The 25,893-nt window shown below is 71.2% G+C and carries 26 protein-coding genes and 1 pseudogene; 10 read left to right on the top strand and 17 right to left on the bottom strand.

The window, feature by feature from the left end; genetic code table 11:
* Window positions 1-89: 89 nt before the first annotated feature.
* The 3 genes from V2W30_RS12585 to V2W30_RS12575 form a co-directional block, all read right to left on the bottom strand.
* Window positions 90-1,067 (bottom strand): hypothetical protein, encoded by a 978-nt coding sequence (locus V2W30_RS12585; RefSeq protein ID WP_338696177.1) that lies wholly within the window; start codon window positions 1,065-1,067, stop codon window positions 90-92.
* Between the two features lie 169 nt (window positions 1,068-1,236).
* A complete protein-coding gene (locus tag V2W30_RS12580; RefSeq protein ID WP_338696176.1) occupies window positions 1,237-2,241 on the bottom strand; it encodes a zinc-dependent alcohol dehydrogenase in 1,005 nt (334 codons plus the stop codon).
* On the bottom strand, window positions 2,238-3,398 hold the full coding sequence (locus tag V2W30_RS12575; RefSeq protein ID WP_338696175.1) for a mandelate racemase/muconate lactonizing enzyme family protein: 1,161 nt from the start codon (window positions 3,396-3,398) through the stop codon (window positions 2,238-2,240). The genes V2W30_RS12580 and V2W30_RS12575 overlap by 4 nt, the downstream gene beginning before the upstream one ends.
* 199 nt (window positions 3,399-3,597) lie before the next feature.
* Here V2W30_RS12575 and V2W30_RS41570 point away from each other — a divergent pair.
* Window positions 3,598-3,672: pseudogene (locus V2W30_RS41570) on the top strand (SCO2400 family protein); the annotation flags it as partial.
* A 609-nt stretch (window positions 3,673-4,281) separates the two neighbouring features.
* Here the strand turns inward: V2W30_RS41570 and V2W30_RS12570 are convergent.
* Window positions 4,282-4,719: a MarR family transcriptional regulator gene (locus V2W30_RS12570; protein WP_338696174.1), complete on the bottom strand. Its 438-nt coding sequence runs from the start codon at window positions 4,717-4,719 to the stop codon at window positions 4,282-4,284.
* A gap of 136 nt (window positions 4,720-4,855) precedes the next feature.
* Between V2W30_RS12570 and V2W30_RS12565 the strand changes: the two genes are divergently transcribed.
* From V2W30_RS12565 to V2W30_RS12550, 4 genes are all read left to right on the top strand, one after another.
* Window positions 4,856-5,887, top strand: coding sequence for an NADP-dependent oxidoreductase (locus V2W30_RS12565; RefSeq protein WP_338696172.1), 1,032 nt, complete (start codon window positions 4,856-4,858; stop codon window positions 5,885-5,887).
* 77 nt (window positions 5,888-5,964) lie between these two features.
* Entirely contained in the window at window positions 5,965-6,387 is a 423-nt protein-coding gene (locus V2W30_RS12560; RefSeq protein ID WP_338696170.1) for an organic hydroperoxide resistance protein, read from the top strand.
* Window positions 6,388-6,427: 40 nt separating this feature from the next.
* Window positions 6,428-7,264, top strand: coding sequence for an EI24 domain-containing protein (locus tag V2W30_RS12555; RefSeq protein ID WP_338696168.1), 837 nt, complete (start codon window positions 6,428-6,430; stop codon window positions 7,262-7,264).
* Window positions 7,261-7,590 carry a YrdB family protein gene (locus tag V2W30_RS12550; RefSeq protein ID WP_338696166.1) on the top strand — a complete coding sequence of 110 codons (330 nt, stop codon included), beginning with the start codon at window positions 7,261-7,263 and terminating at the stop codon, window positions 7,588-7,590. The genes V2W30_RS12555 and V2W30_RS12550 overlap by 4 nt, the downstream gene beginning before the upstream one ends.
* Here the strand turns inward: V2W30_RS12550 and V2W30_RS12545 are convergent.
* Complete coding sequence (locus tag V2W30_RS12545; protein ID WP_338696164.1) at window positions 7,574-8,245, bottom strand: TetR/AcrR family transcriptional regulator; 672 nt, start codon at window positions 8,243-8,245, stop codon at window positions 7,574-7,576. The two genes, V2W30_RS12550 and V2W30_RS12545, sit on opposite strands and share 17 nt — an antisense overlap.
* 141 nt (window positions 8,246-8,386) lie before the next feature.
* Here V2W30_RS12545 and V2W30_RS12540 point away from each other — a divergent pair, with 141 nt between their 5' ends.
* Window positions 8,387-10,840: a beta-glucosidase family protein gene (locus V2W30_RS12540; protein WP_338696163.1), complete on the top strand. Its 2,454-nt coding sequence runs from the start codon at window positions 8,387-8,389 to the stop codon at window positions 10,838-10,840.
* Window positions 10,841-10,916: 76 nt separating this feature from the next.
* Here V2W30_RS12540 and V2W30_RS12535 read toward each other — a convergent pair whose 3' ends face one another.
* Window positions 10,917-11,912 (bottom strand): aldose epimerase family protein, encoded by a 996-nt coding sequence (locus tag V2W30_RS12535; RefSeq protein ID WP_338696162.1) that lies wholly within the window; start codon window positions 11,910-11,912, stop codon window positions 10,917-10,919.
* A gap of 30 nt (window positions 11,913-11,942) precedes the next feature.
* Complete coding sequence (locus tag V2W30_RS12530; RefSeq protein ID WP_338696161.1) at window positions 11,943-12,863, bottom strand: SGNH/GDSL hydrolase family protein; 921 nt, start codon at window positions 12,861-12,863, stop codon at window positions 11,943-11,945.
* A 288-nt stretch (window positions 12,864-13,151) separates the two neighbouring features.
* On the opposite strand from V2W30_RS12530, the gene V2W30_RS12525 reads away from it, so the two are divergent.
* On the top strand, window positions 13,152-13,646 hold the full coding sequence (locus V2W30_RS12525; protein ID WP_338696160.1) for a DUF3145 domain-containing protein: 495 nt from the start codon (window positions 13,152-13,154) through the stop codon (window positions 13,644-13,646).
* Window positions 13,647-13,738: 92 nt separating this feature from the next.
* On the opposite strand, the gene V2W30_RS12520 is transcribed toward V2W30_RS12525, so the two are convergent.
* The 5 genes from V2W30_RS12520 to V2W30_RS12500 all read right to left on the bottom strand — a co-directional run bounded on the left by V2W30_RS12520 (window position 13,739) and on the right by V2W30_RS12500 (window position 18,742).
* Window positions 13,739-15,010 (bottom strand): beta-ketoacyl-[acyl-carrier-protein] synthase family protein, encoded by a 1,272-nt coding sequence (locus V2W30_RS12520; protein WP_338696158.1) that lies wholly within the window; start codon window positions 15,008-15,010, stop codon window positions 13,739-13,741.
* A gap of 89 nt (window positions 15,011-15,099) precedes the next feature.
* Window positions 15,100-15,348 carry an acyl carrier protein gene (locus V2W30_RS12515; protein ID WP_103834200.1) on the bottom strand — a complete coding sequence of 83 codons (249 nt, stop codon included), beginning with the start codon at window positions 15,346-15,348 and terminating at the stop codon, window positions 15,100-15,102.
* A gap of 98 nt (window positions 15,349-15,446) precedes the next feature.
* A complete protein-coding gene (locus V2W30_RS12510; protein ID WP_338696149.1) occupies window positions 15,447-16,478 on the bottom strand; it encodes a ketoacyl-ACP synthase III in 1,032 nt (343 codons plus the stop codon).
* 18 nt (window positions 16,479-16,496) lie between these two features.
* On the bottom strand, window positions 16,497-17,420 hold the full coding sequence (locus V2W30_RS12505) for an ACP S-malonyltransferase (RefSeq protein ID WP_338696148.1): 924 nt from the start codon (window positions 17,418-17,420) through the stop codon (window positions 16,497-16,499).
* Between the two features lie 89 nt (window positions 17,421-17,509).
* Window positions 17,510-18,742 carry a helix-turn-helix domain-containing protein gene (locus tag V2W30_RS12500; protein ID WP_338696147.1) on the bottom strand — a complete coding sequence of 411 codons (1,233 nt, stop codon included), beginning with the start codon at window positions 18,740-18,742 and terminating at the stop codon, window positions 17,510-17,512.
* Between the two features lie 85 nt (window positions 18,743-18,827).
* Between V2W30_RS12500 and V2W30_RS12495 the strand changes: the two genes are divergently transcribed.
* On the top strand, window positions 18,828-19,493 hold the full coding sequence (locus V2W30_RS12495) for a pirin family protein (RefSeq protein ID WP_338696146.1): 666 nt from the start codon (window positions 18,828-18,830) through the stop codon (window positions 19,491-19,493).
* A 146-nt stretch (window positions 19,494-19,639) separates the two neighbouring features.
* On the opposite strand, the gene V2W30_RS12490 is transcribed toward V2W30_RS12495, so the two are convergent.
* Both V2W30_RS12490 and V2W30_RS12485 read right to left on the bottom strand, forming a co-directional pair.
* The gene (locus V2W30_RS12490; RefSeq protein WP_338696145.1) at window positions 19,640-20,449 is read right to left on the bottom strand and encodes a serine hydrolase domain-containing protein; all 810 of its coding nucleotides are present in this window, start codon (window positions 20,447-20,449) and stop codon (window positions 19,640-19,642) included.
* Between the two features lie 10 nt (window positions 20,450-20,459).
* Entirely contained in the window at window positions 20,460-20,927 is a 468-nt protein-coding gene (locus V2W30_RS12485) for a GNAT family N-acetyltransferase (RefSeq protein WP_338696144.1), read from the bottom strand.
* 96 nt (window positions 20,928-21,023) lie between these two features.
* Between V2W30_RS12485 and V2W30_RS12480 the strand changes: the two genes are divergently transcribed.
* Window positions 21,024-21,491, top strand: coding sequence for a MerR family transcriptional regulator (locus tag V2W30_RS12480; RefSeq protein ID WP_338696142.1), 468 nt, complete (start codon window positions 21,024-21,026; stop codon window positions 21,489-21,491).
* Window positions 21,492-21,496: 5 nt separating this feature from the next.
* A complete protein-coding gene (locus V2W30_RS12475) occupies window positions 21,497-22,546 on the top strand; it encodes an aldo/keto reductase (protein ID WP_425244525.1) in 1,050 nt (349 codons plus the stop codon).
* Window positions 22,547-22,648: 102 nt separating this feature from the next.
* On the opposite strand, the gene V2W30_RS12470 is transcribed toward V2W30_RS12475, so the two are convergent.
* The 3 genes from V2W30_RS12470 to V2W30_RS12460 all read right to left on the bottom strand — a co-directional run bounded on the left by V2W30_RS12470 (window position 22,649) and on the right by V2W30_RS12460 (window position 25,884).
* Window positions 22,649-23,878, bottom strand: coding sequence for an acyltransferase (locus V2W30_RS12470; protein WP_338696140.1), 1,230 nt, complete (start codon window positions 23,876-23,878; stop codon window positions 22,649-22,651).
* Window positions 23,875-25,005 (bottom strand): alpha/beta hydrolase, encoded by a 1,131-nt coding sequence (locus V2W30_RS12465; RefSeq protein WP_338696139.1) that lies wholly within the window; start codon window positions 25,003-25,005, stop codon window positions 23,875-23,877. The genes V2W30_RS12470 and V2W30_RS12465 overlap by 4 nt, the downstream gene beginning before the upstream one ends.
* 201 nt (window positions 25,006-25,206) lie before the next feature.
* A complete protein-coding gene (locus tag V2W30_RS12460) occupies window positions 25,207-25,884 on the bottom strand; it encodes a response regulator transcription factor (protein ID WP_338696138.1) in 678 nt (225 codons plus the stop codon).
* Window positions 25,885-25,893 lie beyond the last annotated feature (9 nt).

Here is a 25,893-nt window from a genome sequence, read left to right as displayed (position 1 = left end):
CGCTGGTGAGGAGCGGGGGTTGACCGAGGAGAGTTGCGTCGGATTCTGCGCGGCCTTGTGCGGATCTGGGAAGTTGTGTTTCCGGAACGTTATTGGGCCGTGTCGAAGCGCTTGAGATCACCGGGCAGCCGGGACCCGAGCGGTGACATCCCGGTGTCGGCGCCGTGCCGCTCCAGGAGGTCGAGCGCGAGCCGTCCGCGGCGCACCCGCTCGCGCGCGGTGTCGAGGGTGACGTCGCGCAGGTGGGCGCCGTAGGGGTAGATCGCCGGAGCCTTGGCGAGCCCGAACTTCAGATACAACGGAGCGCCGCGCCGCACGAGTTCGGCGATCTCGTACATCCGGACATACCCGCCGAGGTCGTCGGGGGCCTCGACGTACATGTCCATCGGCGCGGCCGAGACCCGCCGGATCTCGGTGAGGTGCTGGAGCGTCAGGTCGCTCGGCACGTTCAGGGAGTCGGCGCCGAGCTGCTCGTAGACCGCGTACGCGGCCGGATTCACGGGTCCGATCAGCGCGGAGACCTTGAGGGTGGTGTCGGCGGGGATGACCCCCTGGGTACGCGCCCGGTGCAGGGTCCACAGGACGCCCTCGTCGGCGACCAGCAGGCACTTCACGCCCAACTCCGTGGCGCGCACGGCGTCTTCGACGCATCCGGCGACGGCGTCGTGGCCCCGGGCCCGCAGGCCCGCGCCGCGCGAGTCGGTGCGCACGGAGGCGCCGGTGTCCCAGGTGCCGCGCGGCCCGGTGAACAGGCACAGCTCGATGTCGCGCTCGGCGGTCGCCTCGACCATCTCGACGATCTCGGCGTCGCGCAGCATCCAGACGCCGCTGCCCTGGCTGATCCGGTGGATCGGCACATCGAGCCGCGAGGCCTCCTTGAGCACGACCCCGACGGCCTCGGGCCCCTCGACGGAGGGGATCTCGACCCGCCAGGTGCCCCCGTCCGGGAACGCGTGCGCGGAGGCGTCGGCCGGGTCGAGGGCGGGTGCGCCGAGCCCGAGTGCGGAGAGGGCGGGTTCGCCGGGGAGACGGGGGGAGGAGGTCACGCTGTTGTCCTTACGTTCCATAGGTTCGAGATTTCGAACAGGGTTCGGATGAAAGCGCCCCGTAAGGGGTGCGGGGCGGTGTCGATCTGCGGCTCCGCCGCGGGGCGCGACCTGCCACGACGAGCGGGAACCGGTCCAACAGGTCGGCTCCCGCGGCCGGTTGGACCGCCGCAGATCCCCCGCGCACGACTCAAGGACGCAACAGAACCTTCCCCACCTTCGGATCCCCGGCGCCCACCAACTCGATGGCCTCGGCGAAACGCTCCAGCGGAACCTCGTGCGTCACGAGCGGCAGCGGATCGAGCAGCCCTGCCCCGAACACCCGCACCGCGTGGGCCCACGCGTCCGGCGCGGCCCCGAACACGGTCCGCACCTCCAGCTGCCGCACCACCAGGTCCGTCGGGTCGAGGCCCTCGGCCCCGGCCGCCGGAATCCCGGTGAGGACGAGCCGTCCGCCCCGCCGCAGCAGCGACGCGGCGGTCCGCGCGGCCGAGGCCGACCCGGCCGTCTCGATCACCACGTCGAAGTCGTCCGGCAGCTCGTCGCCCCGAAGGCGGAAGTCGGTGGCACCGAACTGCCGTGACAGCGCGGCCCGTTCGTCCCGCGAGCCCACCACGAGCAGCTCCGACGGCGACCCCGCCGCGAGGAACTGCACGGCGAACATCCCGAGCGTCCCGGTCCCGACCACGGCCACCCGCTCACCGGGCAGCGCCTGCGCCTTGATCGCCGCGGCCGCGATGCACGCGGCCGGTTCGAGCAGCGCCGCGGCCGTCAGGTCGGCGTCGTCCGGCAGTACGTGCAACAGCCGCGCCGGCAGCGTCAGCGTGGCCGCCATGGCCCCCGGCTGGGTGAACCCGGTCTCCTCGTACCCGGCGGTGCACAACGTTGTCTCGCCCGCGTGGCACCGGTCGCACACCTGGCAGTTCCGGAAGCCCTCGCCGACGACCTTCCGCCCGAGCAGACTCTCCGGCACCCCCTCGCCCACGGCGTCCACGACACCGGACCACTCGTGTCCGGGCGTGAGCGGGTAACGGACGTACCCCTCGGGCCTGTTGCCCTGGTACACCTCGCGGTCGGAGCCGCAGATGCCCACGGCGTGCACCCGCACCCGGGCCGCGCCGGGCCCCGGCGCGGCGGGCTCGTGCGCCACGACCCGGTGCTCGCCGGGCGCCTCGACGACGACGGCGCTGCTCACTTGGAGCCGCCCGTCGGGTCGCGCTTCTCCCAGCCCTCGGCCCACAGGTCGAACCGGGCCTGCTGCTGCGGGAACTCGGCGGCCGCGTCGGCGTCGAACTCGACGCCGAGGCCCGGCTCGTGCGACAGCTCGAAGTAGCCGTCGACGACCTTCGGGGCGCCCTTGACGACCTTCTTGATGTCGGCGTCGGCGAAGTCGTTGAAGTGCTCCAGGATCTTGAAGTTCGGCGAGGTGAAGCCGACCTGGAGCGAGGCGGCGGTCAGCACCGGGCCGCCCACGTTGTGCGGGGCGACGAGCATGTAGTGCGTCTCGGCCGTTGCGGCCAGCTTCCGCGTCTCCCAGATGCCGCCGATGTGACCGACGTCGGGCTGGATGATGTCGACGGCCTGGCTCTCGAAGAGCTCCCGGAACTCGATCCGGTCGTGGATCCGCTCACCGGTGGCGACCGGCATGTCGACCTTCGCGGCGACCTTCTCCAGCGCCTTGAGGTTCTCCGGCGGCACCGGCTCCTCCAGCCACGCGGGCTTGAACGGCGCGAGGTCGCGGGCGAGCCGGATCGCCGTGGCGGGGGAGAACCGCCCGTGCATCTCCAGCATCAGCTCCGCGTCGGGCCCGATGGCGTCGCGGACGGCCTCGATCAGGGAGACCGCGTACAGCGACTGCGCGTGGTCGAGCTCGAAGTGGCCGGTCCCGAAGGGGTCGATCTTCAGCGCCTTGTAGCCGCGCTCCATCACCGTGCGCGCGGCCTTGTGGTACGCCTCGGGCGTCCGCTCCGTGGTGTACCAGCCGTTGGCGTACGCCTTGACCTTGTCGGTGACCTTGCCGCCCAGCAGCTGCCAGACGGGGACGCCGAGGGCCTTGCCCTTGATGTCCCAACAGGCCATCTCGATCACCGCGATGCCGGACATGACGATCTCGCCGGCGCGGCCGTAGTCGCCGTACTTCATCCGCTTGACGAGGTCCTCGACGGCGAACGGATCGGAGCCGAGAATGTGGTTGGCCTTGGCCTCGTTCAAGTAGCCGATGAGAGCGTCGGTGTGGCCCAGCATCCGGGTCTCGCCGACGCCCGTGATGCCCTCGTCGGTGTGCACCTGGACGTAGGTCAGATTCCGCCACGGAGTCCCGACCACATGCGTGCTGATTCCCGTGATGCGCAAGGCAGTTGCCCCCTGAGCTGTTCGATATTTCGTCACACGTTCGAAATGCTGGCGTGACAGTAAGGACGGCCCTGGGGAGGTGTCAATGGGTCTGCCCGAACAGGCCCGCTCCCGTGATGTCGGAACGGAGTGTTCCGCACAGAAGTTTCACAGCACAGGCTTCTTCCGTCACCGCTCGGGCGCCTAGCCTCCCTACGTCATGGACTACTGCCACCCGTGCCGCAGGCACCTCAACGGCGCTCTGGCCTGCCCGGGGTGCGGCACCCCCGCCGACGCCGTGCGCGCGTACGCCGAAGCGCTCGCCGCGCAGGAGGCCGCCGACGAGACGGAGGCGCTGCCCGACGGCGAGCCGGGCCGCCCGCGCGGCCGACGCCGCCCCCGCACGGCACACCGCCGCCGCAGACGCCGGGTCCTGCTCGCGACAGCGGCGCTCGCTCTCGCGGCGGGCGGTCTCGGCCTCGCCGAACTCGGCACGGAGTCCGCGGGGAACGACGACACCCGGGCGGCCCCGGACGCCACGGGGAACTCCTGGAGAGCGACCCGACGTCCCCGCCGCCTTCGGGCTCGGACGCGGATCCGGCCGCGCCGACCACCGCGCGCACCACCACCACGACGGCCGCGTCCACGTCGGCGTCCCCGACCCCCGGCAGTACCGAGGGCTCCCCGTCGGCGCGGCCCACGCGGCACGACGACACCCCGGCCGGCGCCACGTCCTCGGCGGCCACCTCGCCCCAGGGTTCCCCGACGACAGCGCGTCCGACCACCTCGGCCCCGCGCCCGACGGCCACCAGCGCGGCCCCCGACCCGTCGCCGTCCCCGACCTGCGACCGGTTCCTGTGGTGGTGCACGTAGCCCGAGGCGAACCGGGCGGGCGTCCCGGGGGTCAGTCCACCCCGAGCATCCGCCGCAGCATGTCCCGGAACACCACGCGCTCCTCCCGCGAGAGTCCGGCCAGCGGCTCGCGCGCGAAGTCGAGGGACTCCCGCAGGCTTTCGGCCACCCGCGTGCCCTCGTCCGTCGGCGCGGCCACCTTCACGCGCCGGTCCCCGGGCGAGGGCCGCCGCTCCACGAGCCCGCGTGCCTCCAGGCGGTCCACGATCCCCGTGATGTTCGACGGCTCGCACTTCAGCCGCTGGGCGATCTGCCGCATCGGCAGCGGATCGAGCGCCAGCAGGCCGAGCACCCGCGCCTGCGCCCCGGTCAGCCCGTGCCGCCCCGCGGCCTGCTCGTACTCCTCGTGATAGCGGGCGACGACGGCGCCGATCAGCTCGACGACTTCGAGCGTGAGTGCGTCCGTACGGCGGGGGCGGGTACTGGTCATGTCATTCAGGGTACCCAGTTACTTGACATCATGAAATATTCAGGAGCATGGTTGTTTCACGTACTGAAATATTCTTCCCGTGACGCTCCCCCCAGCGGCGCGTGAAGTTCCCCCTCTGCGACGAAGGATTCAGCGCATGGCCGCCGAGACCCCCCAGATCCCCGCCACCGGCCGCGAGTGGGCCTTGATCAGCCGCCCGGTCGGCTGGCCCAAGCCCGAGGACTTCGAGCTGCGCGAGGTCCCCGTGGAGGCGCCCGGCCCCGGTCAGGTGCTGGTCAAGAACCTGTACGTGTCGGTCGACCCGTACATGCGCGGCCGGATGAGCGCCGCGAAGTCGTACGTCGCCCCGTACGAGCTGGGCAAGGCCATGCAGGCCGGTGCCGTCGGCGTCGTCATCGCCTCGAACGACGAGGGCGTCGCGGTCGGCGACCACGTCCTGCACTTCTTCGGCTGGCGCGAGTACGCGACGTTCGACGCGAAGCAGGCCGTCAAGGTCGACCCCGAGGCCGCGCCCCTGTCCACGTACCTCGGCGTGCTCGGCATGACCGGCCTCACGGCGTACGCGGGCCTGCTGCGCACCCTCGCCTTCAAGGAGGGCGACAGCGTCTTCGTGTCCGGCGCGGCCGGCGCGGTCGGCGGCCAGGTCGGCCAGATCGCCAAGCTCAAGGGCGCCTCGCGCGTCGTCGGCTCGGCCGGTTCGGACGACAAGGTCAAGCTCCTCATCGAGGAGTACGGCTTCGACGCGGCCTTCAACTACAAGAACGGCGACGTCCACGAGCAGCTGAAGCAGGCGGCCCCCGACGGCATCGACGTCTACTTCGACAATGTCGGCGGCGACCACCTGGAGGCGGCCATCGCCCGCCTGAACCGCGACGGCCGCATCGCCATCTGTGGCGCGATCTCGGTCTACAACAGCACGGAGCCGGCTCCCGGCCCGCGCAACCTGGCCCGCCTCATCCAGACCCGCGGCCGTATCGAGGGCTTCCTCGTCGGCGACCACTACGACCTTCAGCCGCAGTTCGTGCAGGAGGTCGGCGCCTGGATCCGCTCCGGCGAGCTGAAGTACCGCGAGACGGTCGTCGAGGGCATCGAGAACAACCTGGAGGCGTTCCTCGGCGTCCTGCGCGGCGACAACACCGGAAAGATGGTCGTCAAGCTCGGCGAGTGACCCACGCCACACCGTGATGTTCCATGATTCGGTAACCTCCTTCCGCCTATTGAAATGAGCGAACGAGGGAGCCGGTCATGGCCATCACGCAGTCCGATGTCGTCTACACCGCCGTAGCCACCGCCGAGAACGGTCGCGACGGCCGCGTCTCCACCGACGACGGCAAGCTCGACGTCGTCGTCAACCCGCCCAAGGAGCAGGGCGGTTCGGGTGCGGGCACCAACCCGGAGCAGCTCTTCGCCGCCGGCTACAGCGCCTGCTTCCAGGGTGCCCTCGCCGTCGTCGCCCGCCAGGAGGGCGTGGACATCACCGGCTCGACCCTCACCGCGAAGGTCGGCATCGGCAAGAACGACGAGGGCTTCGGCCTCATCGTCGACATCTCGGCCTCGATCCCGAACGCCGACGCGGCCACCGCGCAGGCCCTGATCGAGAAGGCCCACCAGGTCTGCCCGTACTCCAAGGCGACCCGCGGCAACATCACGGTCACGCTTTCCGTCTGACCTTTTTCGGGTGTCGGACCCGTCCCGTAAGGTTTGCGCCATGCGTGATCTCGGGGCGGGCTTCGGCTATTTGATGAAGGGGCAGCGCTGGGTTGCCCAGCACGGCAAGCGGTACGGCTGGAGTCTGCTGCCCGGCCTGATCACCCTCGTCCTGTACGCGGTGGCGCTGGTCTGCCTCGGGGTCTGGGGCGACGACGCCATCACCTGGGTGACCCCGTTCGCCGACGACTGGTCGTCCCCGTGGTCCGGCCTCTTCCGCGGCTTCTTGACGGCGGTCCTCTTCGCGCTCGCCCTGCTCCTCGCGGTCCTCACGTTCACCGCGGTCACCCTCCTGATCGGCCAGCCCTTCTACGAGTCGCTGTCCGAGGAGGTCGACCGGGCGGAGAGCGGCGGTGAGGTCCCCGAGTCGGGCCTCCCGCTCTGGCGCGAGCTGTGGATCTCCGCCCGCGACAGCCTGCGCATCCTGGCCCGCGCGGCGCTGTGGGGCCTGCTCCTCTTCGCGCTCGGCTTCGTCCCCTTCGTCGGCCAGACGGTCATCCCGGTGCTCGGTTTCTTCGTCACGGGCTTCTTCCTGACGGAGGAGCTGACGGCGGTGGCCCTCCAGCGCCGAGGCGTCCAACTCCGCGACCGGCTCACCCTGTTGAGGTCCCGCAAGGGCCTGGCCTGGGGCTTCGGGGCGCCGCTCGCGGTGTCCTTCCTCGTCCCGTTCGTGGCGGTGTTCCTGATGCCGGGGGCGGTGGCGGGGGCGACCTTGATGGTCCGCGACCTGGAAGGCGACCCGGAGGCGCGGGGGGCCGCGCCGACGACCGCGCCACACCCGCACCCGGCACCCCACATCGCGGGGGCCGACGAAACCCCGCGAGGTCTCACGTCGTGAAGGCGCTGAATCTGGGCGTGCTCTTCGCCGTGGAACTGGTCGCGCTCGGCGCCGTCGGCGCCTACGGCTTCACCCGGGACGTCCCCACGGCGGCGGCCTGGCTGCTCGGCCTCGCCGGGCTGGCGGTGATGATCACGACGTGGTCCCTCTTCGGCTCCCCGAGGGCCCGCTACAAGACCCACGGGGCGACCCGCGTCGCGTTCGAAGTGCTCTGGTTCGGCGCGGGGGTCGCCGCCCTCGCCCTCTCCGGCGCGTACGTCTGGGCGGCCGTCTTCGCGGCGGTCTGCGCGGTGAGCAAGGCCCTCGCGGTCACCTGGAACCAGTAGGACCCGTACCCGTACCCGTATCCGTATCCGTATCTGCGTCCGTACCCTCGCCCGTGCTCGCGTCCGTCGACTGCCCGCCGCCGCCGAGCAGTTCGAGGAAATCGCGGAACGCACCCGGCATGTCCACGGCCTCCGGGTCGAGCAGCCACTGGTACTGGAGCCCGTCCATCACGGCCACGAGCAGGGGCGCGGCCCGCTCCGGGGTGAGCCCGCCGGGCAGTCGGTCCCCGTACTCCGTGCGCAGCACGTCCACCATCGACTCCCGTACGCCGACGTAGCGCCGCGTGAAGAAGTCGCGCGCCGGGTGCCCCTCGGTCACCGACTCCCCGAGCAGCGCCGAGAACGTCTGGACGATGGCCGGCCGCATCGCGTTGTACTCCACCAGTGAGCCGAGCAGATCGAGCCGCCACTGGCTGTTCGGCACCGCGTCCCACTGGTCCCGCTCCTCCAGGACGGCGACGAGCAGCGCCTCCTTGGTCGGGAAGTGGTGCAGCAGCCCCTGCTGGGTGAGCCCCACCCGCTCGGCGACGGCCGCCAGGCTCGCGCCCCGGTAGCCGCGCTCGGCGATCACTTCGAGCGTGGCCCGCAGGATCTCGGCCCGCCGCTCCTCGCTCCTGGCGCTTCTGGTGCTGCTCATGCGGTCACCGTACGACATCGACGAGGTGCGGCCGCCATCGTTTATAACGTCCAGATAACAAAACCTACCGCTCTACAGGTATCGGGTGCAGGATGGACGTGCTCCGACGGGCACCCCGCCCGGACCCGGAGGTGACGACCTCGACGAGGAGGCGCCGGCATGGCGAACCAGGCGAACCGCACGGACCAGGTGGACGGCGAGAGGGCGCGGGCCCGCGAGGCGGTGGTGGAGGCCGCCCTCGGCAAGCTCGACCTCGACACCAAGGCGCGACTCCTCGCGGGCCAGGACATGTGGTCGCTGCCGGAGATCCCCGAGATCGGCCTGGCGTCCCTGGTCATGTCCGACGGCCCGATCGGGGTGCGCGGCGTGCGCTGGACCGCGGACGACCCGTCGATCGCCCTGCCGTCCCCGACCGCGCTCGCCGCCACCTGGGACCCGGAACTCGCGCGCAGGGCGGGGGAGTTGCTCGCCCAGGAAGCCCGCCGCAAGGGCGTCCACGTCCTCCTCGCGCCGACCGTGAACCTGCACCGCTCCCCGCTCGGCGGCCGCCACTTCGAGGCGTACAGCGAGGACCCGTACCTCACCGGCGCCATCGGCACCGGATACGTCCGGGGCGTCCAGTCCGGCGGCGTCGGCACCACGGTCAAGCACTTCGTCGCCAACGACGCCGAGACCGACCGCTTCACCGTGAACAACCTGCTCAGCGAACGCGTCCTGCGCGAGCTCTACCTGGCCCCCTTCGAGGCCATCGTCGCCAACGCCCACCCGTGGGGCATCATGACCGCCTACAACACCGTCAACGGCACGACGATGACCGAGCACCGCTACCTCGTGAACGAGGTCCTGCGCGGCGAATGGGGCTTCGACGGCTTCAACGTCTCCGACTGGATGGCCGCCCGCTCGACGACCGGCGACCTCAAGGGCGGCCTCGACGTCGCCATGCCGGGACCGCAGACGGTCTACGGCCCGGCGCTCGCCGCGGCGGTCCGCGCGGGCGAGGCCGAGGAGTCCGAGGTCGACGACGCCGTGCGCAACGTGCTGCGGCTCGCCGCCCGCGTCGGCATCCTCGACGGCGCCGAGCCCGTCGTCACCGAGGTGCCCGCGGAGATCGACGGCGAGGCGCTGGCCCGCGAGATCGCCCGCCGCGCGTTCGTCCTCGTCCGCAACTCCGGTGTGCTGCCGCTGCGTTCCGACACCCGGATCGCCCTGATCGGCGCCGCCGCCCGCGACGCCCGCGTCCTCGGCGGCGGCTCCGCCACCGTCTTCCCCTCCCGCATCGTCTCCCCGCTCGACGGCCTGAGCGCGGCCGCGACCTCCCTCACGTACGCCGTCGGCGCCGACCCGAGCGACGAACTCGGCCCCGCCGACAAGGGGTTCGAGCTGCGCGCGGTCTGCCGGGACGCCGACGGCACCGTCATCGGCGAGGGCTCCCTGCCCAGCGGCCAGCTCCAGTGGATGGGCGACGACCTGCCCGACGGCGTCACCCACGAGGCGCTGCACAGCATCGAGATCACGGGCACCTTCACCCCGCGCGAGAGCGGCGACCACGCCTTCGGCACGCGCGGCCTCGGCGCCTTCACCCTCACCGTCGACGGCACCGTCCTCTACGACGGTGTCCAGCCGATGGGCGACGAGTCCGACCCCTTCGAGGCGTTCTTCGGCGCCCCGCTGGAGCGCGGCAAGGTGGCGCTGACCGAGGGCGTGCCCGTCGAGGTCTCCCTCCTGCACCCCCTCGACAAGTCCCTCGCCATGCCGCTGCCCGCCGTGATGTTCACCTTCACGCACCTCGGCCCCCGCCGCGACGAGGACGCCCTGATCGCCGAGGCCGTCGAGGCCGCGCGCGACGCCGAGGTCGCCGTCGTCGTGGTCGCCACGACGGAGCGCGTCGAGTCCGAGGGCTTCGACCGCACCGACCTGCGACTCCCGGGCCGCCAGGACGACGTGGTGCGCGCCGTCGCCGCCGCCAACCCGAACACCGTCGTGGTCGTCAACTCCGGCTCCCCGGTGGAACTCCCGTGGCGGGATGACGTGGCTGCCGTGCTGCTCAGCTGGTTCCCCGGCCAGGAGGGCGGCGACGCGCTCGCCGACGTCCTGTTCGGCGCCGAGGAGCCCGGCGGCCGACTGCCCACCACCTGGGGCTCGCTCACCGACGCCCCGGTCACCCAGGTCACCCCGACCGACGGCGAACTCGCCTACACCGAGGGCGTGTTCATCGGCTACCGCGCCTGGGACAAGGCCGGCGCCACCCCCGCGTACCCCTTCGGCCACGGCCTCGGCTACACCGACTGGACGTACGAGTCGATCGAGGTCACCGGCACCACGGCGACGATCCGCGTCCGCAACACCGGCGAACGCCCCGGCCGCGAGGTCGTCCAGCTCTACCTGTCGCCGACCGAGCCCGACGCGGCCCGCCCCGAGCGCTGGCTCGCCGGATTCGCGGGCGTCGGCGCGGCCCCCGGCGAGAGCGTCGAAGCCGTCGTCGAACTCCCGCGCCGCGCCTTCGAGATCTGGGACGAGCACACCAGGTCCTGGTCCCACCAGGCCGGTTCCTACGAGCTGTCGGCCGGCCGCTCGCTCACCGACCACCGCGTGAGCACGACGCTCACCGTCTGACCGGCGGCCCCACGACCAGGGGCGGCGGCACCTGACCCCGCCGCCCCTTTGCCGTCCTCACACCTCCGACGGCTCTTTACGGGCGGACACCGAACCCGTACACCGTCTGCGACCGGTACACCTCGCCGGGCCGCAGCACGGTGCTCGGGAACTCCGGCCGGTTCGGCGAGTCCGGGAAGTGCTGCGTCTCCAGCGCGATCCCGTCACCGGGCGCGAACGGCACATCGGCGTCGAAGTGGTCCGCGGTGTAGAACTGCAACCCCGGCTCGGTCGTGGCCACGCTCAACGTCCGCCCCGACACCGGGTCGCGCACCTCCGCCACCGTCACGGCCTCGCCGGTGACGCCCTTGTCGAGCACATAGTTGTGGTCGTACCCGGGCCCGGCCTTCCGGCTCTCCCGGAAGTCGAACCGCGTCCCCTCGACCGGGCTCAGCTCACCGGTCGGAATCAGGTTCTCGTCCACGGCGGTCACCCGCCCGGCGTCGATGCGCACCTCGTGCCCACCGGCCGCGTCCCCGGCACCGGCCCCGCCGAGATTCCAGTACGTGTGGTTCGTGAGGTTCACGACCGTCGGCGCGTCGGTCACGGCCTCGTACGAGATCCGCAGCGCCCCGCCCTCCTCCAGCGCGTACGTCGCCGACACCTCGAGACGCCCCGGGAACCCCTCCTCGCCGTGCGGCGAGACCCGGCTCAGCCGCACCGCGTGCTCGCCGACGGCCTCCGCGCCCCACACCCGCTTGTCGAAGCCGCGCTCACCGCCGTGCAGCGAGTTCGATCCGTCGTTCTGCGCGAGGTGATAAGTCCGGTCGTCGAGCGGGAACCGGCCGCCCGCGATCCGGTTCGCGTACCGCCCCACCAGCGCGCCCAGGTAAGGACCCGGGTGCGCGAGATAGCCGGCGAGATCGGGGAACCCGAGCACGATCTGCCCCTCGGTCCCCTCCCGGTCGGGCGTCTCGACGGTCTGCACGATGCCGCCGTACGTCAGGACACGGACCCGCACCCCGTCCCGCTCCAGGATCCAGCGGTGGACGTCGGTGCCGTCGGGGAGGGCGTCGAAGAGTTCGCTGCGCATGATCGAGACCCTACGCCCGCCCTGTGACACTCAGGCGGCCGGATCCTTCGCGGTCACCGCGCGATAGGCGAGCTCGGCCAGCCGCGCCTGCCCGTTCACACTCGGGTGGAACCAGTCCCAGTGACTCAACTGCGTCTGCCCGAACCGGTATCCGAAGACCGCGCCGTCGTCGTCACGGCACCGCTTGTCCTTCGCGCAGACGTCCTTCAGCACCTTGTTGTACGCCACCACGCGCTCCTGCACGGCGTCGCGCCGCGCGGTGGCCGCACTGTCGACGGCGTCCGGATCGGCCAGCATCGACGAGCAGATGCCCAGCTTCCACACCTGCTTGCCCAGCGGATTCGCCCGCCCCTCGGACCACAGCCGCTTCAGGTCCGGCACGCTCATCACGTACACCTGCGCCTTCGGCGCCGTACGCCGCAACTGCCGCAGGGACTCCTCGAAGTCGGCCCGGAAGTCGGCCACGGGCGTCATCGCCGCCGCGGTCGTCCGGCACGCGTCATTGGCCCCGGCCATCACCGTCACGAGCCCCGGCCCGCGCTCCGCCGCCCGCCGCATCTGCTCCGGCAGATCGGCCATCCGCGCCCCCGTCTGCGCGTAGTTCCAACTGTGCGACGCGGCACGGCTCTTGCCGAGCAGCCGTACGGCGAGACTCTTGACCTGCGCGTCGGAACCGGTCGCCCACGAGACCTCGGGGCAGTCCGACAGCACGGAGCAGGCGTCGAACCCCCGCGTGATCGAATCGCCCACGGCGGCGACGGAACGCGGACTCGTGTCCCACGTCGGAGTGGGCTTCGGCGACGGCTTCGTGGCCGCTGTCGAACCGCCGGGACCGGGGGAGTTGTCACCGGAGGCGTCACAGGCCGTCAGCCCCGCGACCCCGAGCACCGCGACCACCGCACCGGCGACGGCCGCCCGAACGGCGGTCGACCGGTGGCTTCGCTCCCGCATCCCGTGTCCCCTCCGTCATATGCCGTGGCCCTGTCGGGTGAAAGGTCGGTGTTTGTCGGCCTCGGGACCGACAGTACGTCACACTCCTTGCACCGCTGCGCGATAGCCTCGCCCCGGGGTCCCCGGTCGACCCAGTGAGACCCCGCTGTACCGGTTCCGCTAAATTACAACACGTCAGATGTGTCCCTTTTTGTCTGAACCTCATGGGTCGGGCTCAGAGGGAAGAAGGCTCGGCACGGGCGCGAGGCCGCTGGGGAAGGCGAACCTCGACCCACACTGGAGGTCCCGGTGACGACACGTGGAGTTCTGTACGTGCACTCCGCGCCGCGCGCGCTGTGCCCGCACGTCGAATGGGCGGTCGCGGGCGTCCTAGGCGCGCGCGTCAGCCTCGACTGGATCAGGCAGCCGGCGGCGCCGGGCACCTGGAGATCCGAGTTCTCGTGGCGGGGCGAGGTGGGCACCGCGTCCCAGTTGGCCTCCGCGCTGCGCGGCTGGCAACTGCTGCGCTTCGAGGTGACGGCCGAACCCTGTGCCGCCGCCGAGGGCGAGCGCTACAGCGCCACCCCCGAACTCGGCATCTTCCACGCCGTCACCGGCATCCACGGCGACATCCTCATCCCCGAGGACCGTCTGCGCGCCGCTCTCGCCCGCTCCAAGGCCGGCGAGACGAACCTGGAAGCAGAACTCGCCAGACTCCTCGGCAAGCCCTGGGACGACGAACTGGAGCCTTTCCGCTACGCGGGCGAGGGCGCCCCGGTCCGCTGGCTCCATCAGGTGGTCTGACGAGTGGTCTGACGCCTCTGCGAACGGCAGTGGGCCCGCCCCGGGTTACCGGAGCGGGCCCACTGCCGTGTTCAGCGGAGCGTCGGGGCGTGTCAGACCGTCCGGAAGGCCAGGACGACGTTGTGCCCACCGAAGCCGAACGAGTCGTTCAGCGCGGCGATCCGGCCCTCGACGGGCAGCTTGCGCGCCTCGCCACGGACGATGTCCGCGTTGGCCTCGGCCTCGGGGTCCAGGTTCTCCACGTTGATCGTCGGCGGAGCGACCCGGTGGTACAGCGCGAGCACCGAAGCGACGCTCTCGACGCCACCGGCGCCACCCAGCAGGTGACCCGTCATGGACTTCGTGGCGGAGACCGCCATGTGGTCGGTGTCGTCACCGAAGACCTTGCGCAGCGCCTTCAGCTCGGCCACGTCACCGGCGGGCGTCGACGTCGCGTGCGCGTTCACGTGCACGATCTCGGCCGGGTCCAGGTCGGTGTTGTCGAGCAGGTGCTGAAGGGCCTGCGCGATACCGCGGCCCTCCGGCTCCGGCTGCACGATGTCGTGGCTGTCGGCGGAGATGCCCTGGCCGACGGCCTCCGCGTAGACGCGGGCGCCACGCCGTGCGGCGTGCTCGGCGGACTCCAGGACGACGACGCCGGCACCCTCACCGAGGACGAAGCCGTCCCGGCCGGTGTCGTAGGGGCGCGAGGCACCCTGTGGGTCGTCGTTGTTCTTGGACATCGCCATCATGTTGCCGAACGCGGCGATGGGCAGCGGGTGGATGGCCGCCTCGGTGCCACCGCAGACGACGACGTCGGCGCGGCCGGTGCGGATCATCTCGATGCCGTAGCCGATGGCCTCGGCGCCCGACGCGCAGGCGGAGACCGGGGTGTGCACACCCGCGCGGGCGTTCACGGCCAGGCCCACGTTGGCCGACGGGCCGTTGGGCATCAGCATCGGCACGGTGTGCGGGGAGACGCGGCGAACGCCCTTCTCCTTCAGCACGTCGTACTGGTCGAGCAGCGTGGTCACACCGCCGATGCCGGACGCGATGACGGCGCCCAGACGGTCGGGGTCGACGGCCGGATCGTCACCGGCCTTGTCGGTGAAACCGGCGTCGGCCCAGGCTTCCTTGGCGGCGATCAGCGCGAACTGCGCGGAGCGGTCCAGCTTGCGGGCCTGAGGACGAGGAATGACCTCGCCCGGATCCACGGCGATCTGCGCCGCGATACGGACCGCCTGGTCGGCGGCCCACTCCTGCTCGAGGGGCGTGACACCGGAACGTCCGGCGACCAGACCCTCCCAGGTGGATGTCGCGTCGCCACCCAGCGGTGTGGTTGCGCCGATACCGGTGACGACCACGGTGCGATTGGTCGAGCTCACAGGAATTCTTTCTCCAACGGATGCGAGGGATTCAGCGGCGCCACCGCCGGGTGGCGGAGCGACTGACCTTAGGGACTGAAGCCGGTGGCTCAGGCCTGGTGGTCGAGGATGTACTTCGTGGCGTCGCCGACGGTCTTGAGGTTCTTGACGTCGTCGTCCGGGATCTTGACGTCGAAGCGCTCTTCGGCGGCGACGACGACCTCGACCATGGACAGCGAGTCGACGTCCAGGTCGTCGGTGAAGGACTTGTCCAGCTGGACGTCCTCGACCGGGATGCCGGCGATCTCGTTCACGATCTCGGCGAGACCGGCGACGATCTCTTCCTGAGTGGCGGCCATTGTGGCGCTCCTTCGGTGTGTATCCAGAGGGTGTGGCGCCCGCCGCGGAGCGGCAGGTGAGTGGCAGCTGTGCGGATCAGGTGATCCGCACAGGATGCCTAGGGGAGGGTAACGACCGTGGCGGCGTATACGAGACCCGCCCCGAAGCCGATGACGAGCGCGGTGTCGCCGCTCTTCGCCTCGCCGGTCGCCAGAAGCCGCTCCATCGCGAGCGGAATCGAGGCGGCCGACGTGTTGCCGGTGGTGCGCACGTCGCGGGCGACCGTGACGTGCTCCGGCAGTTTCAGAGTCTTCACCATCGAGTCGATGATTCGCTCGTTGGCCTGGTGAGGAATGAAGACATCCAGGTCGTCCGGGCTGATCCCGGCCGCGTCCAGTGCCTGCTGGGCGACCTTCGCCATCTCGAACACGGCCCAGCGGAACACCGCCTGGCCCTCCTGCGTGATCGCAGGGAACTTGACGTTGCCCTCGGAGTCCAGGGGCAGCTGCGACACGTCGCCGATGCGGAACACGTCCCACGGCACGGTCTGCTTGATCGTCCCGGCCTTGTCGCCCTCCGAGCCCCACACGGTGGGGCCGATCGCGGGCTCGGCGGACGGACCGACGACCACGGCACCGGCGCCGTCACCGAACAGGAAGGCCGTCGCGCGGTCCTCCAGGTCGGTCAGGTCCGACAGCCGCTCCACGCCGATGACGAGCACGTACTCCGCGCTGCCCTCGACGATCATGCCCTTGGCGAGAGTCAGGCCGTAACCGAAGCCGGCACAGCCCGCCGAGATGTCGAACGCGGCGGCCTTCTGCGTCCCCAGCTTGTCCGCGATCTCCGTCGCGATGGCCGGCGTCTGCGCGAAGTGCGAGACGGTCGACACGACCACGGCGCCGATCTGCTCGGCCTGGATGCCCGCGTCGGCGATGGCCTTGCCGGACGCCTCGATGGACATCATCGCGACGGTCTCTTCGTCGTTCGCCCAGTGACGGGTGGAGATACCGGAGCGCGAACGGATCCACTCGTCGGACGAGTCGATCTTCTCGAGGATCACCTCGTTCGGCACGACCCGCGTCGGCCGGTAGCCACCGACGCCGAGGATGCGCGCGTACGGGGCACCCTTGCTGGGCTTGATCTTCGACATGCTGCTCGGATCTCCTTGTCAGGCCGTTGCTTGAGTGGCTTCGGCGATCAGGGCGCGGGCTGCGTCGAGGTCGTCGGGGGTCTTCAGGGCGAGGGTCTTCACACCCGGCAGCGCCCGCTTGGCGATACCGGTGAGGGTGCCGCCCGGGCACACCTCGATGAGCGCGGTCGCGCCGAGCTCCTGGAACGTCTCCATGCACAGGTCCCAGCGGACCGGGTTCGCGACCTGGCCCACCAGCCGGGAGACGACCTCGGCGCCGGTCGCGACCGTTCTGCCGTCCTTGTTCGACACGTACGTGACCGTGGGGTGGGCCGGGGCCAGCGCGGCGGCGGCCTCCTCCAGCTTCGCCACGGCGGGGGCCATGTGCCGGGTGTGGAACGCGCCGGCCACCTTCAGCGGCACCACGCGGCGCACACCCTCGGGCTTGTCGGCCTCGAGCGCGGCCAGCTCCTCGAGCGTGCCGGCGGCCACGATCTGGCCCGCCCCGTTCACGTTCGCCGGGGTCAGCCCGAGCTTCTCCAGGTGCGCCACGGTGACCTCGGGGTCGCCGCCGAGCAGCGCCGACATGCCGGTCTGCGTGATCGCCGCGGCCTCGGCCATGGCCAGACCGCGCTTGCGCACGAGCTGAAGAGCCGCGGAGTCGTCGAGCACGCCCGCGAACGCCGCAGCGGTGATCTCACCGACGCTGTGCCCCGCCACCGCGCCCGGCGCCACGTCGCCGAGGGCGGCCGCGGACAGGAGCCCGGCCGCGACAAGGAGCGGCTGGGCCACGGCCGTGTCACGGATCGCGTCCGCGTCGGCCTGCGTGCCGTAGTGGGCAAGGTCGAGTCCGATGGCGTCGGACCACGCGGCGACGCGGTCGGCGGCGCCGGGGAGTTCGAGCCAGGGAGTCAGGAAGCCGGGCGTCTGGGCGCCTTGGCCGGGAGCGACGAGTACGAGCACTCTCACACTCTCTCTTGTGGACGGTGCGGGCCGCCCGTGGGGACAGGGACGAAGAACCGAAGGGGGAATTGTAGACCCCCGACAAAAGCCTACGACTGAGGATCCGCGTCGGCCAGACGCCCCAGGATCAGCGCGATGCGCAAGGTGAACGCCGACCGGACATCGGATGGCGACCACCCGGTGACGTCGGTCACACGTCGGAGCCGGTAGCGGACGGTGTTCGGGTGCACAAAGAGCATCCGGGCCGCGCCTTCGAGGCTGCTCGCCTGTTCCAGATAGACGCTGAGCGTCTCCAGAAGCGCCGAGCCCGCCTCCTCCAGCGGTCTGTAGATCTCCTCCACCAACTGCTCCCGCGCGGACGGGTCTCCGGCGATCGCCCGCTCCGGAAGCAGATCGTCCGCCAGCACCGGCCGCGGAGCGTCCTGCCAGGCGCCGCAGGCCTTGAGCCCGGCGGCCGCCGCCTGGGCGGACCGCGTGGCGGCGAGCAGGTCCGGCACCACGGGCCCCGCGACCACGGACCCCGCGGCGAACGGCCCGATCAGCGACTTCGCCACCGCCAGCGGATTGTCGCTGCCGCCCGCGATCACCACGAGCCGGTTGCCGAGCACTCCGGTCAGGACCTGGAGCTTGGCGTGGCGCGAGGCCCGCCTGATCGCCTCCACGGTCAGCTCGCTGTCGCCGTCGGGGGCCGTGCCGAGCACCACGCAGACATGCTCCGGCGAGTTCCAGCCGAGCGCCGCGGCCCGGCTGACCGCACCCTCGTCGGCCTCCCCGGACAGGACCGCGTTCACCACGAGGGACTCGAGCCGCGCGTCCCACGCGCCCCGCGCCTCCGCCGCCTGCGCGTACACCTGAGCGGTCGCGAACGCGATCTCCCGTGCGTACACCAGCAGCGCCTCACGCAGCACGCTCTCGTCGCCGGGCGCCGCCACCTCGTCGATGGCCGACTCCATGACCTCGATCGTGGTGCGCACCATCTCCACGGTCTGACGCAAGGTGATCGCCCGCGTCAGCTCCCGCGGCGCCGTGCCGAACACATCGGTCGAGATGGCCTGCGGGGCGTCGGGGTGCCGGAACCACTCGGTGAACGCGGCGATACCCGCCTGTGCCACCAGGCCGATCCACGACCGGTTCTCCGGCGGCATGGCCCGGTACCAGGACAGCGTCTCGTCCATGCGCGTGATCGCCTGCGCGGCGAGCGACCCGGACGACTTCTCCAGACGCTTCAGGGTCGCCGAGTGCGGGTGGGAGGCCGCGAGGGCATCCGGGCGACGGTCCGCCGGTTCGTTCTCTGAGGGCTGCGCTGATTCCGATTGGGGCACGGGGACAAGACTGCCTTATCAGGGCGGCTCAGCGGAGTGGAGGGTCCTAGCCGACCCCGGCCAAGTCCCGGACCCGGCGGCTACCGTGTACCGGGTGATTGATGTACGTCGCTCCGGCGACCGCTATCCCGGGGGCGAACCCGAGGCAGGGATCGAGTCCCTCCACGCCTTCTCCTTCGGCCCGCACTACGACCCGGACAACCTGCGCTTCGGCGCGATCCTCGCCTGCAACGAGGAGCACCTGGCCCCGGGCGCCGGCTTCGACGAGCACCCGCACAGCCACACCGAGATCATCACGTGGGTCGTCACCGGCGAACTCACCCACCGCGACTCCGCCGGCCACGAGTCCGTGGTGCGGCCCGGCGACGTCCAGCGCCTCAGCTCCGGCGGCGGCGTCCGGCACACCGAGCGCAACGACAGCACCGAGCCCCTCACCTTCCTCCAGATGTGGCTGGCCCCCATCGACCCGGGCGGCGATCCGCTGTACGAAGTGGTGCACGGCATCGCCGACTCGACCCCGTACGACGTCCCCGCCGCGGGCGCGATGCTCCACGTCCGCCGCCTGACCGGAGGTGAGCGCACGGCGCTGCCGGTGGCGCCGTACGTCTACCTGCACGTCGTGCGGGGTGAAGTGCGCTTGGGCGACGCGCGATTGGGGCCGGGCGACGCCGCCCGCATCACGGACGAGGCGAACCTGGAGGCATCGACCACGGAGGAAGCCCACCTGCTCATCTGGGAGATGAGCAGGTGACCCGGCGGAGGCACAGGGGGTTCCGGGGGTTCCGGGGGGTCTTGGAGTTCCGCGGGTTCTGGGGCATGCGGCGGTAGGCGAGCCCAGAGTCCAGCGCCCAGAGCCTGCCGCCCAGAGCCTGGCGCCCTGCGTTCAGGGCTGTCGGATCAGACCTCGGCGCGCACCGCGTCGGTGAACGGCGGCCACACCTCGGCCGCCCACGGCCCGAACGCCCGGTCCGTCAGGGCCACGCAGGCCACTCCCGCGTCCGGGTCCACCCACAGGAACGTGCCGGACTGCCCGAAGTGCCCGAACGTCCGCGGCGACGACGAACCGCCCGTCCAGTGCGGCGACTTGTGGTCCCGGATCTCGAAGCCGAGCCCCCAGTCGTTCGGGTTCTGATGCCCGTACCCCGGCAGCACCCCCTTCGTGCCCGGGTACTGCACCGTCATCGCCTCGGCCACGGTCCGCGGGTCGAGCAGTCGCGGTGCCTGCACCTCCGCGGCGAACCGCACCAGGTCGTCCACCGTGGACACCCCGTCCTTGGCGGGCGAGCCGTCCAGCGTGGTCGCGGCCATCCCGAGCGGCTCGAACACGGCCTGGCGCAGATACTCGGCGAACGGGATGTCGGTCGCCTTCGCGATGTGGTCCCCGAGCACCTCGAAGCCGGCGTTCGAGTACAGCCGGCGCGCCCCCGGCTCGGACGTCGTCCGGTGCTCGTCGAAGGCGAGACCACTGGTGTGGGCCAGCAGGTGCCGCACTGTGGAACCCGCCGGTCCGGCCGACTCGTCGAGTTCGATGGCACCCTCCTCGTACGCGACGAGCGCCGCGTACGCCGCGAGCGGCTTGGTGACCGAGGCCAACGGGAAGCGGTGCGCCGTGGGTCCCCGCGTCCCCAGGACCGTGCCGTCCGCACGGACGACGGCTGCTGCGGCGGTCGGTACCGGCCAGTTCTCGATCATCGCGAGGCTCTGCATGCCTACGAGCCTAGAGCGTCAGCCTCATCGAGGGCGCGGGGGTGCGGGCGAACCCGAGGGAGGCGTACAGCGGCTCGCCCGCCTCCGTCGCGTGCAGATCGATCCAGCGGACGCCGCGCTCCCGGAACCAGTCGAGGAGCGCCTCCATGCACGCCCGCGAATAGCCCCGGCGCCGATGCCCCGGCCCGGTGCACACGTTGAAGACGTGCCCGGACGTGCCGAGGGGGTTGCCCGGGCTGCCCAGGCCGTGGTGGAGCGCCCCCGTCGCGCACGCGGCGAGACTTCCGGGGACGTCCGGATCGTCGACCACGAAAGCCGTCAACTCGCCCGCCGGATCGGCGAGATGGCGGCGCAGGGCATCGGCCGTGGCCGGCTGCCAGGCCACATCGGCGCTCGGGCTCATGGAGTCCAGCATGATCTTGCGCAGCCGGACCAGCTCGTCGGCGTCCCCGGGGACGGCACGGCGTACGGGAGTCATGATCCGCACCGTAACGAGGGGGCCACGCCGCTGTCGCCCGGAAATCCCCACGATGTGCTTGCTTGGAGTGCACTCCAAGGTTCTAGCGTGGGGCCCATGACGGTGATGGAGACCACGCCCGCACCTGCCCGGACCAAGGTCGACGCCTGCTCCGCCGCGCCCGAAGCGCACCCGCGTCCGGACGGCCAGGACCGCTACACCATCAGCGAGGTCGTCGCCTTCACCGGGCTGACCGCGCACACCTTGCGCTGGTACGAGCGGATCGGCCTGATGCCCGACGTCGACCGCTCGCACACCGGCCAGCGCCGCTACACCAACCGTGATCTGGACTGGCTCGCCTTCGTCGGCAAGCTGCGGCTCACCGGGATGCCGGTGGCCCACATGGTCCGCTACGCCGAACTCGTGCGCCTGGGCGAGCACACCTTCGAGGAGCGCAAAGAACTCCTCGAGTCGACCCGCCGCGACGTCCTGAACCGGATGGCCGAACTCCAGGACACTCTGGCCGTGCTCGATCACAAGATCAATTTCTATGCGGGCGCCCGCCAGGCGCCTGAGAGGGCGTGAACCGCATGAACAGCACGCAACGGACGCCGCAGCCGGGCGAGCGGCAGCGCATCTCCACTGTTGAGTTGGGAAGCAACGGGCCCGTGGTGGGCATTCAGGGCCTCGGCTGCATGGGGATGAGCTGGGCCTACGGACCGACGGACGCCGACGAGGCCAGGGCCACCCTGGAGCGGGCCCTGGAACTCGGCGTCACCCTGTACGACACCGCCGACGCCTACGCCGCCGGTGAGAACGAGAAGTTTCTTGCTCCTTTCGTCAAGGCGCACCGTGACGAGATCGTCCTGGCCACCAAGTTCGCCATCGGGCTCGACCCGAGCGACCCGTACAAGCGCGTCATCAGCAACGACCCCGCCTACATTCGGACCTGCATCGACGCCAGCCTCCAGCGGCTGGGCGTCGACTCGGTCGACCTGTACTACATGCACCGCCGTGACCCGAAGGTCCCCATCGAGGAGACGGTCGGCGTGATGGCCGAACTCGTCGCCGCCGGCAAGGTCAAGCACCTCGGCCTCAGCGAGGTCACCGCCGACGAACTCCGCGCCGCCCACGCCGTCCACCCCATCGCGGCGGTCCAGTCCGAGTGGTCGCTGTTCAGCCGTGACATCGAACGCGCGGTGGTGCCCACGGCCGCCGAACTCGGCGTCGCCCTCGTTCCGTACTCCCCTCTCGGTCGTGGTTTCCTCACGGGCTCCTTCGTCAGCGCCGACAAGGAGCTCGCTGACGACGACTTCCGCCGCCAGCAGCCCCGGTTCACCGGGGACAACGCCGCCGCCAACGCGGCCCTGCTCGAACCGGTCCGCCAGGTCGCCGACGCCCATGGCGCCTCCCTCGGCCAGATCGCACTGGCCTGGGTGCAGCGGCAGGCGCAGGCGTTCGGCCTCGCCGTCGTCCCCATCCCCGGCACTCGCAAGCGCACCCGGATCGAGGAGAACACCGCGGCGACCCATGTCGTCCTCGCCGACGAGGAGTTGACGCTGCTGGAGCCGATCGCCTCACAGGTGTCCGGCGACCGCTACGCCGACATGAGCTTCACCTCGGCGGGCCGCGAACAGTAGCCGTGCCGGCGACGCCCCGGCCGGCGCCTCCTGCCCGGCGCCGGACCGGGCGTCCGCCCCGCAGCGGGTCAACCTCCACGGCGGCGCGGGTCGCCCAGGCCCTCACGCGAGCCCCAGGGCGAACGCCGTGAACCCCGCGGCGAGCAGCCCCGCCAGCACGCCGCGCCCCCGGCTCGCACGCCGCCACGGCGACTCGAAGCCGCGCGCATAGCGACCTATCAGGACGAGCAGCGCCGCGAAGAGCGGCAACCAGGCGAGCCGAGTGGCCGTCCAGGCGAGCGTGTCCGGCGCTGCCGTCAGCCCCGGTATCGCCCCGGCGAACGAGGCCGGGACCGCCGCCGCGAGCATGGCGGTCTGATGCCAGCACAGGATCGTCATCGCCGACAGGTTGATCACCACCACCGGCGCCCACAGGGCGGGCCGCCGCAGCAGGCGACCGATCCGGTCCCGCAGCAGAATCGCGGCGCCGCTCTGCGCGGCCGCCAACGCGAGGACCAGCAGCGACGGCGGGTGCGAGTTCGTCCGTGCCTCACCGGGCACACCGACCATCGATGTCGGGTAGTGGAAGGCGAGCAGCAGCAGCGCGAACAAGGCCGTTCCTCCCACGAGCAGTACCCAGGCGCCCCGGCGGCCCAGCCTCTTCTCGCCCCAGCAGACGCCCAGTTGGTAGGCGAACATCCAGCCCGGCAGCAGATTCAGCAGGCTCAGCCAGGACGGCATGACGGACGAGGGCGGCCCGTACCGCAGGAAGTCGACGGCGGCGACCGAACCGAGCAGCGGTGCGGCAGCCCAGGCACCGAGCCGGTGTGCCGCCCGGATGCACCACGGGGTGAGCGCGGTCATCACCGTGTAGATGCCGACGAACCACAGTGGCTGGATGACCAGCGTGGACCCGGTCCGCAAGGTCGTCGCCGGTATCCCCAGGGCGTAAAGGAGCGGAATCATCGCGGCCCAGACCGCGGTGACCCCGAGGACGGGTCGGCCGAGCCGGGCGATCCTGCCCCGCAACCAGCCCCCTGTGGAGACACCGCGCTCCTGGGCCCGCCGGTACGACAGGACCGACGCGTACCCGCCGACGAGGAAGAAGACGCCGAGCATCTGTAGCACCCAGCTCAGCGGCGCGAAGAAGCCGAAGGCGGACAGCGGACTCGCGTTGTGCAGGGCGCCCTGAGAATCCACGGTGAAACCACCGAGGAGCCAGTGGCCGGTCGGCACGGCGAGCAGGGCCAGAGCGCGCAGCCCGTCCACGGCCCGGTCACGGTGAGCGGGGGTCTTCGCGTCGATCCGCGACATGGCCGAGGACACGCGGGCGCGCAAGGTGGTGAGAGTCATGACGATGCTCCGGTGGCGATGGCGGCGAACGCGCGCAGCGAGTCCGTGCCTGGTGCGAAATATCCGGTGTGGCCCTCAGCGCGCTCGGCGGGCACCCGTCGGGCACCGAAGGCGCGGTCGGTGGGATCGACGCCGTGGCCCAGGCCGAAGAGTTCGACGTTCGGGACCTTCGCGATCCAGTCGCTGTCGTCCCGCGCCGCCCATACCCGGGCCCGCGTGTGCAGGTCGGCCACGCTGTCCGCGCGCATTCCGGGTGAACCGAGGACCACCAGGTCCGACGCGGGCAGTCGCTGTGCCGCGAGTCCGCAGACCACCGATCCGTAGCTGTGGCAGAAGACGGCCGGATCCGGGACCCCGGCAGCGGTGAGGCCCTGCACGAACCGGGCGAGGCGTGGTGCTCCCGCCTCGGCCAGCCGGCCCGTGGCGGCATCGGGGCCGAGCCCCAGCGGCGTGGTGTACCCGGCCCATGCGATCACGGCGGTGTGCTCACCCGTGGCGGAGTGCAGGGAGCGGGCCATTCCGGTGGGTGTTCCGTAGACGTCCTTCGTCCGGTCGAACGACCCCAGGTCGATGTCCGACCCGGGCACGATCACGGAGACATGTCGAGCACCGCGCAAGTCGCCGTGGACTTCGGCTACTTGGCCGCGCCCTCGCGGGTCGAAGGCGAGTATCCGGCGGTCAGGGGCGAGTAGTTCGGTGCAGCGCTCGGCCAGTGCCTGAGCGGTCGCGCGGGCCTGTGGCGTCAGCGAGCGGTTCCGCGCGTCGGCACGGGCGCGTGCCTCCTCGGCGCGTAGAGCCATCGCGTTCGCCTGGTAACGCAGGGCGATCGGGGCGCCGTCCAGATTGCCGACGACCGTCGGATGGCGAGCCGCCAGATCGGTCCGCTGATATGCGCTCAAGTCGGCGAAGAAGGCGGCGACTTGAGCGGGATTCGATCTCGCGGGATCGGGGAGCGCGGCCCCCAGCGAGTCGTCGGCGCGCCAGGATCCGGTACCGGGCGGAGGGCCGGTGAGCGGACGCTGCTCATGGCCCGTCGCCCACCCCGCCGTGCCCGACACGATCGCCGTCGTGAGTGCGGCGGCGACCAAGGTGCGGCGACCGCGTCGCTTCCAAGAGCCAAGGCCCATCGCCCGTCTCCCCTCCGTCTGTTGGTGTGACGAGGGAAAGGTAGGGAGACGGCCTCGGGCAGCACGTCACACCGGGGAGCCAATTCACGGGTGATACCTGGGTATCCGTATCTGATACCGCAGTAGGGGGTGACGGAGCCGCACACCGCTGAGCTGGTAAGACGCGGTGATACCACGGGCGTTGGTCACAGCGCGGGGATGCTACTGCCCGCCGGGGGTGACGAGCCCGGACTCGTACGCGAAGATCACGGCCTGGGCGCGGTCGCGCAGCCCGATCTTCGCCAGGACGCGGCCGATGTGGGTCTTCACCGTCTGTTCGGCCAGGACCAGCTTCTGCGCGATCTCCTGGTTGGACAGTCCCCGCGCGATCAGCTCGAGCACTTCGAGCTCACGCGGTGTCAGGCTCTTCAACTTCGGCGAGTGCTCCTTGCGGCGCACCGGCTGGGCCTGTGTGAAGTCCGCGATGAGCCGCTTGGTGACGGTCGGCGCGAGCAGTGCCTCACCCGCCGCGACCACGCGCACGGCGGCGATCAGATCGGCGGGCGGCGCGTCCTTGAGCAGGAAACCGGACGCGCCCGCCCGCAGGGCCGCGTACACATAGTCGTCCACGTCGAACGTCGTGAGCATCAGAACCTTGGGACGGTGCGATACGCCCGGCGGCGGGTTCAGCAACTCCTGGGTCGCGGCGAGCCCGTCCATCTCCGGCATCCGCACGTCCATGAGGACGACGTCCGGATGAGTGGACCGGCTCACCTCGACGCCCTGCTTGCCGTCCGGGGCCTCGCCCACGACGTCGATGTCGCTCTGCGCGGACAACAGCGCTGCGAAGCCGGCCCGGACCATGCTCTGGTCGTCGACGATGATCACGCGGATGGTCATGCGTGTCGC

This window comes from Streptomyces sp. Q6 (genome assembly GCF_036967205.1).
Classification (GTDB): domain Bacteria; phylum Actinomycetota; class Actinomycetes; order Streptomycetales; family Streptomycetaceae; genus Streptomyces; species Streptomyces citrinus.
Note: the sequence above shows the minus strand (reverse complement) of the source record. Positions and strands in the feature narration are given on the sequence as shown.

Coding starts and splice junctions, on each gene's coding strand:
- V2W30_RS12585 (WP_338696177.1), bottom strand. CDS start 1,067: ATGGAACGTAAGGACAACAGCGTGACCTCCTCCCCCCGTCTCCCCGGC.
- V2W30_RS12570 (WP_338696174.1), bottom strand. CDS start 4,719: ATGACCAGTACCCGCCCCCGCCGTACGGACGCACTCACGCTCGAAGTC.
- V2W30_RS12565 (WP_338696172.1), top strand. CDS start 4,856: ATGGCCGCCGAGACCCCCCAGATCCCCGCCACCGGCCGCGAGTGGGCC.
- V2W30_RS12560 (WP_338696170.1), top strand. CDS start 5,965: ATGGCCATCACGCAGTCCGATGTCGTCTACACCGCCGTAGCCACCGCC.
- V2W30_RS12555 (WP_338696168.1), top strand. CDS start 6,428: ATGCGTGATCTCGGGGCGGGCTTCGGCTATTTGATGAAGGGGCAGCGC.
- V2W30_RS12545 (WP_338696164.1), bottom strand. CDS start 8,245: ATGTCGTACGGTGACCGCATGAGCAGCACCAGAAGCGCCAGGAGCGAG.
- V2W30_RS12540 (WP_338696163.1), top strand. CDS start 8,387: ATGGCGAACCAGGCGAACCGCACGGACCAGGTGGACGGCGAGAGGGCG.
- V2W30_RS12535 (WP_338696162.1), bottom strand. CDS start 11,912: ATGCGCAGCGAACTCTTCGACGCCCTCCCCGACGGCACCGACGTCCAC.
- V2W30_RS12530 (WP_338696161.1), bottom strand. CDS start 12,863: ATGCGGGAGCGAAGCCACCGGTCGACCGCCGTTCGGGCGGCCGTCGCC.
- V2W30_RS12515 (WP_103834200.1), bottom strand. CDS start 15,348: ATGGCCGCCACTCAGGAAGAGATCGTCGCCGGTCTCGCCGAGATCGTG.
- V2W30_RS12510 (WP_338696149.1), bottom strand. CDS start 16,478: ATGTCGAAGATCAAGCCCAGCAAGGGTGCCCCGTACGCGCGCATCCTC.
- V2W30_RS12490 (WP_338696145.1), bottom strand. CDS start 20,449: ATGCAGAGCCTCGCGATGATCGAGAACTGGCCGGTACCGACCGCCGCA.
- V2W30_RS12485 (WP_338696144.1), bottom strand. CDS start 20,927: ATGACTCCCGTACGCCGTGCCGTCCCCGGGGACGCCGACGAGCTGGTC.
- V2W30_RS12480 (WP_338696142.1), top strand. CDS start 21,024: ATGACGGTGATGGAGACCACGCCCGCACCTGCCCGGACCAAGGTCGAC.
- V2W30_RS12475 (WP_425244525.1), top strand. CDS start 21,497: ATGAACAGCACGCAACGGACGCCGCAGCCGGGCGAGCGGCAGCGCATC.
- V2W30_RS12470 (WP_338696140.1), bottom strand. CDS start 23,878: ATGACTCTCACCACCTTGCGCGCCCGCGTGTCCTCGGCCATGTCGCGG.
- V2W30_RS12465 (WP_338696139.1), bottom strand. CDS start 25,005: ATGGGCCTTGGCTCTTGGAAGCGACGCGGTCGCCGCACCTTGGTCGCC.
- V2W30_RS12460 (WP_338696138.1), bottom strand. CDS start 25,884: ATGACCATCCGCGTGATCATCGTCGACGACCAGAGCATGGTCCGGGCC.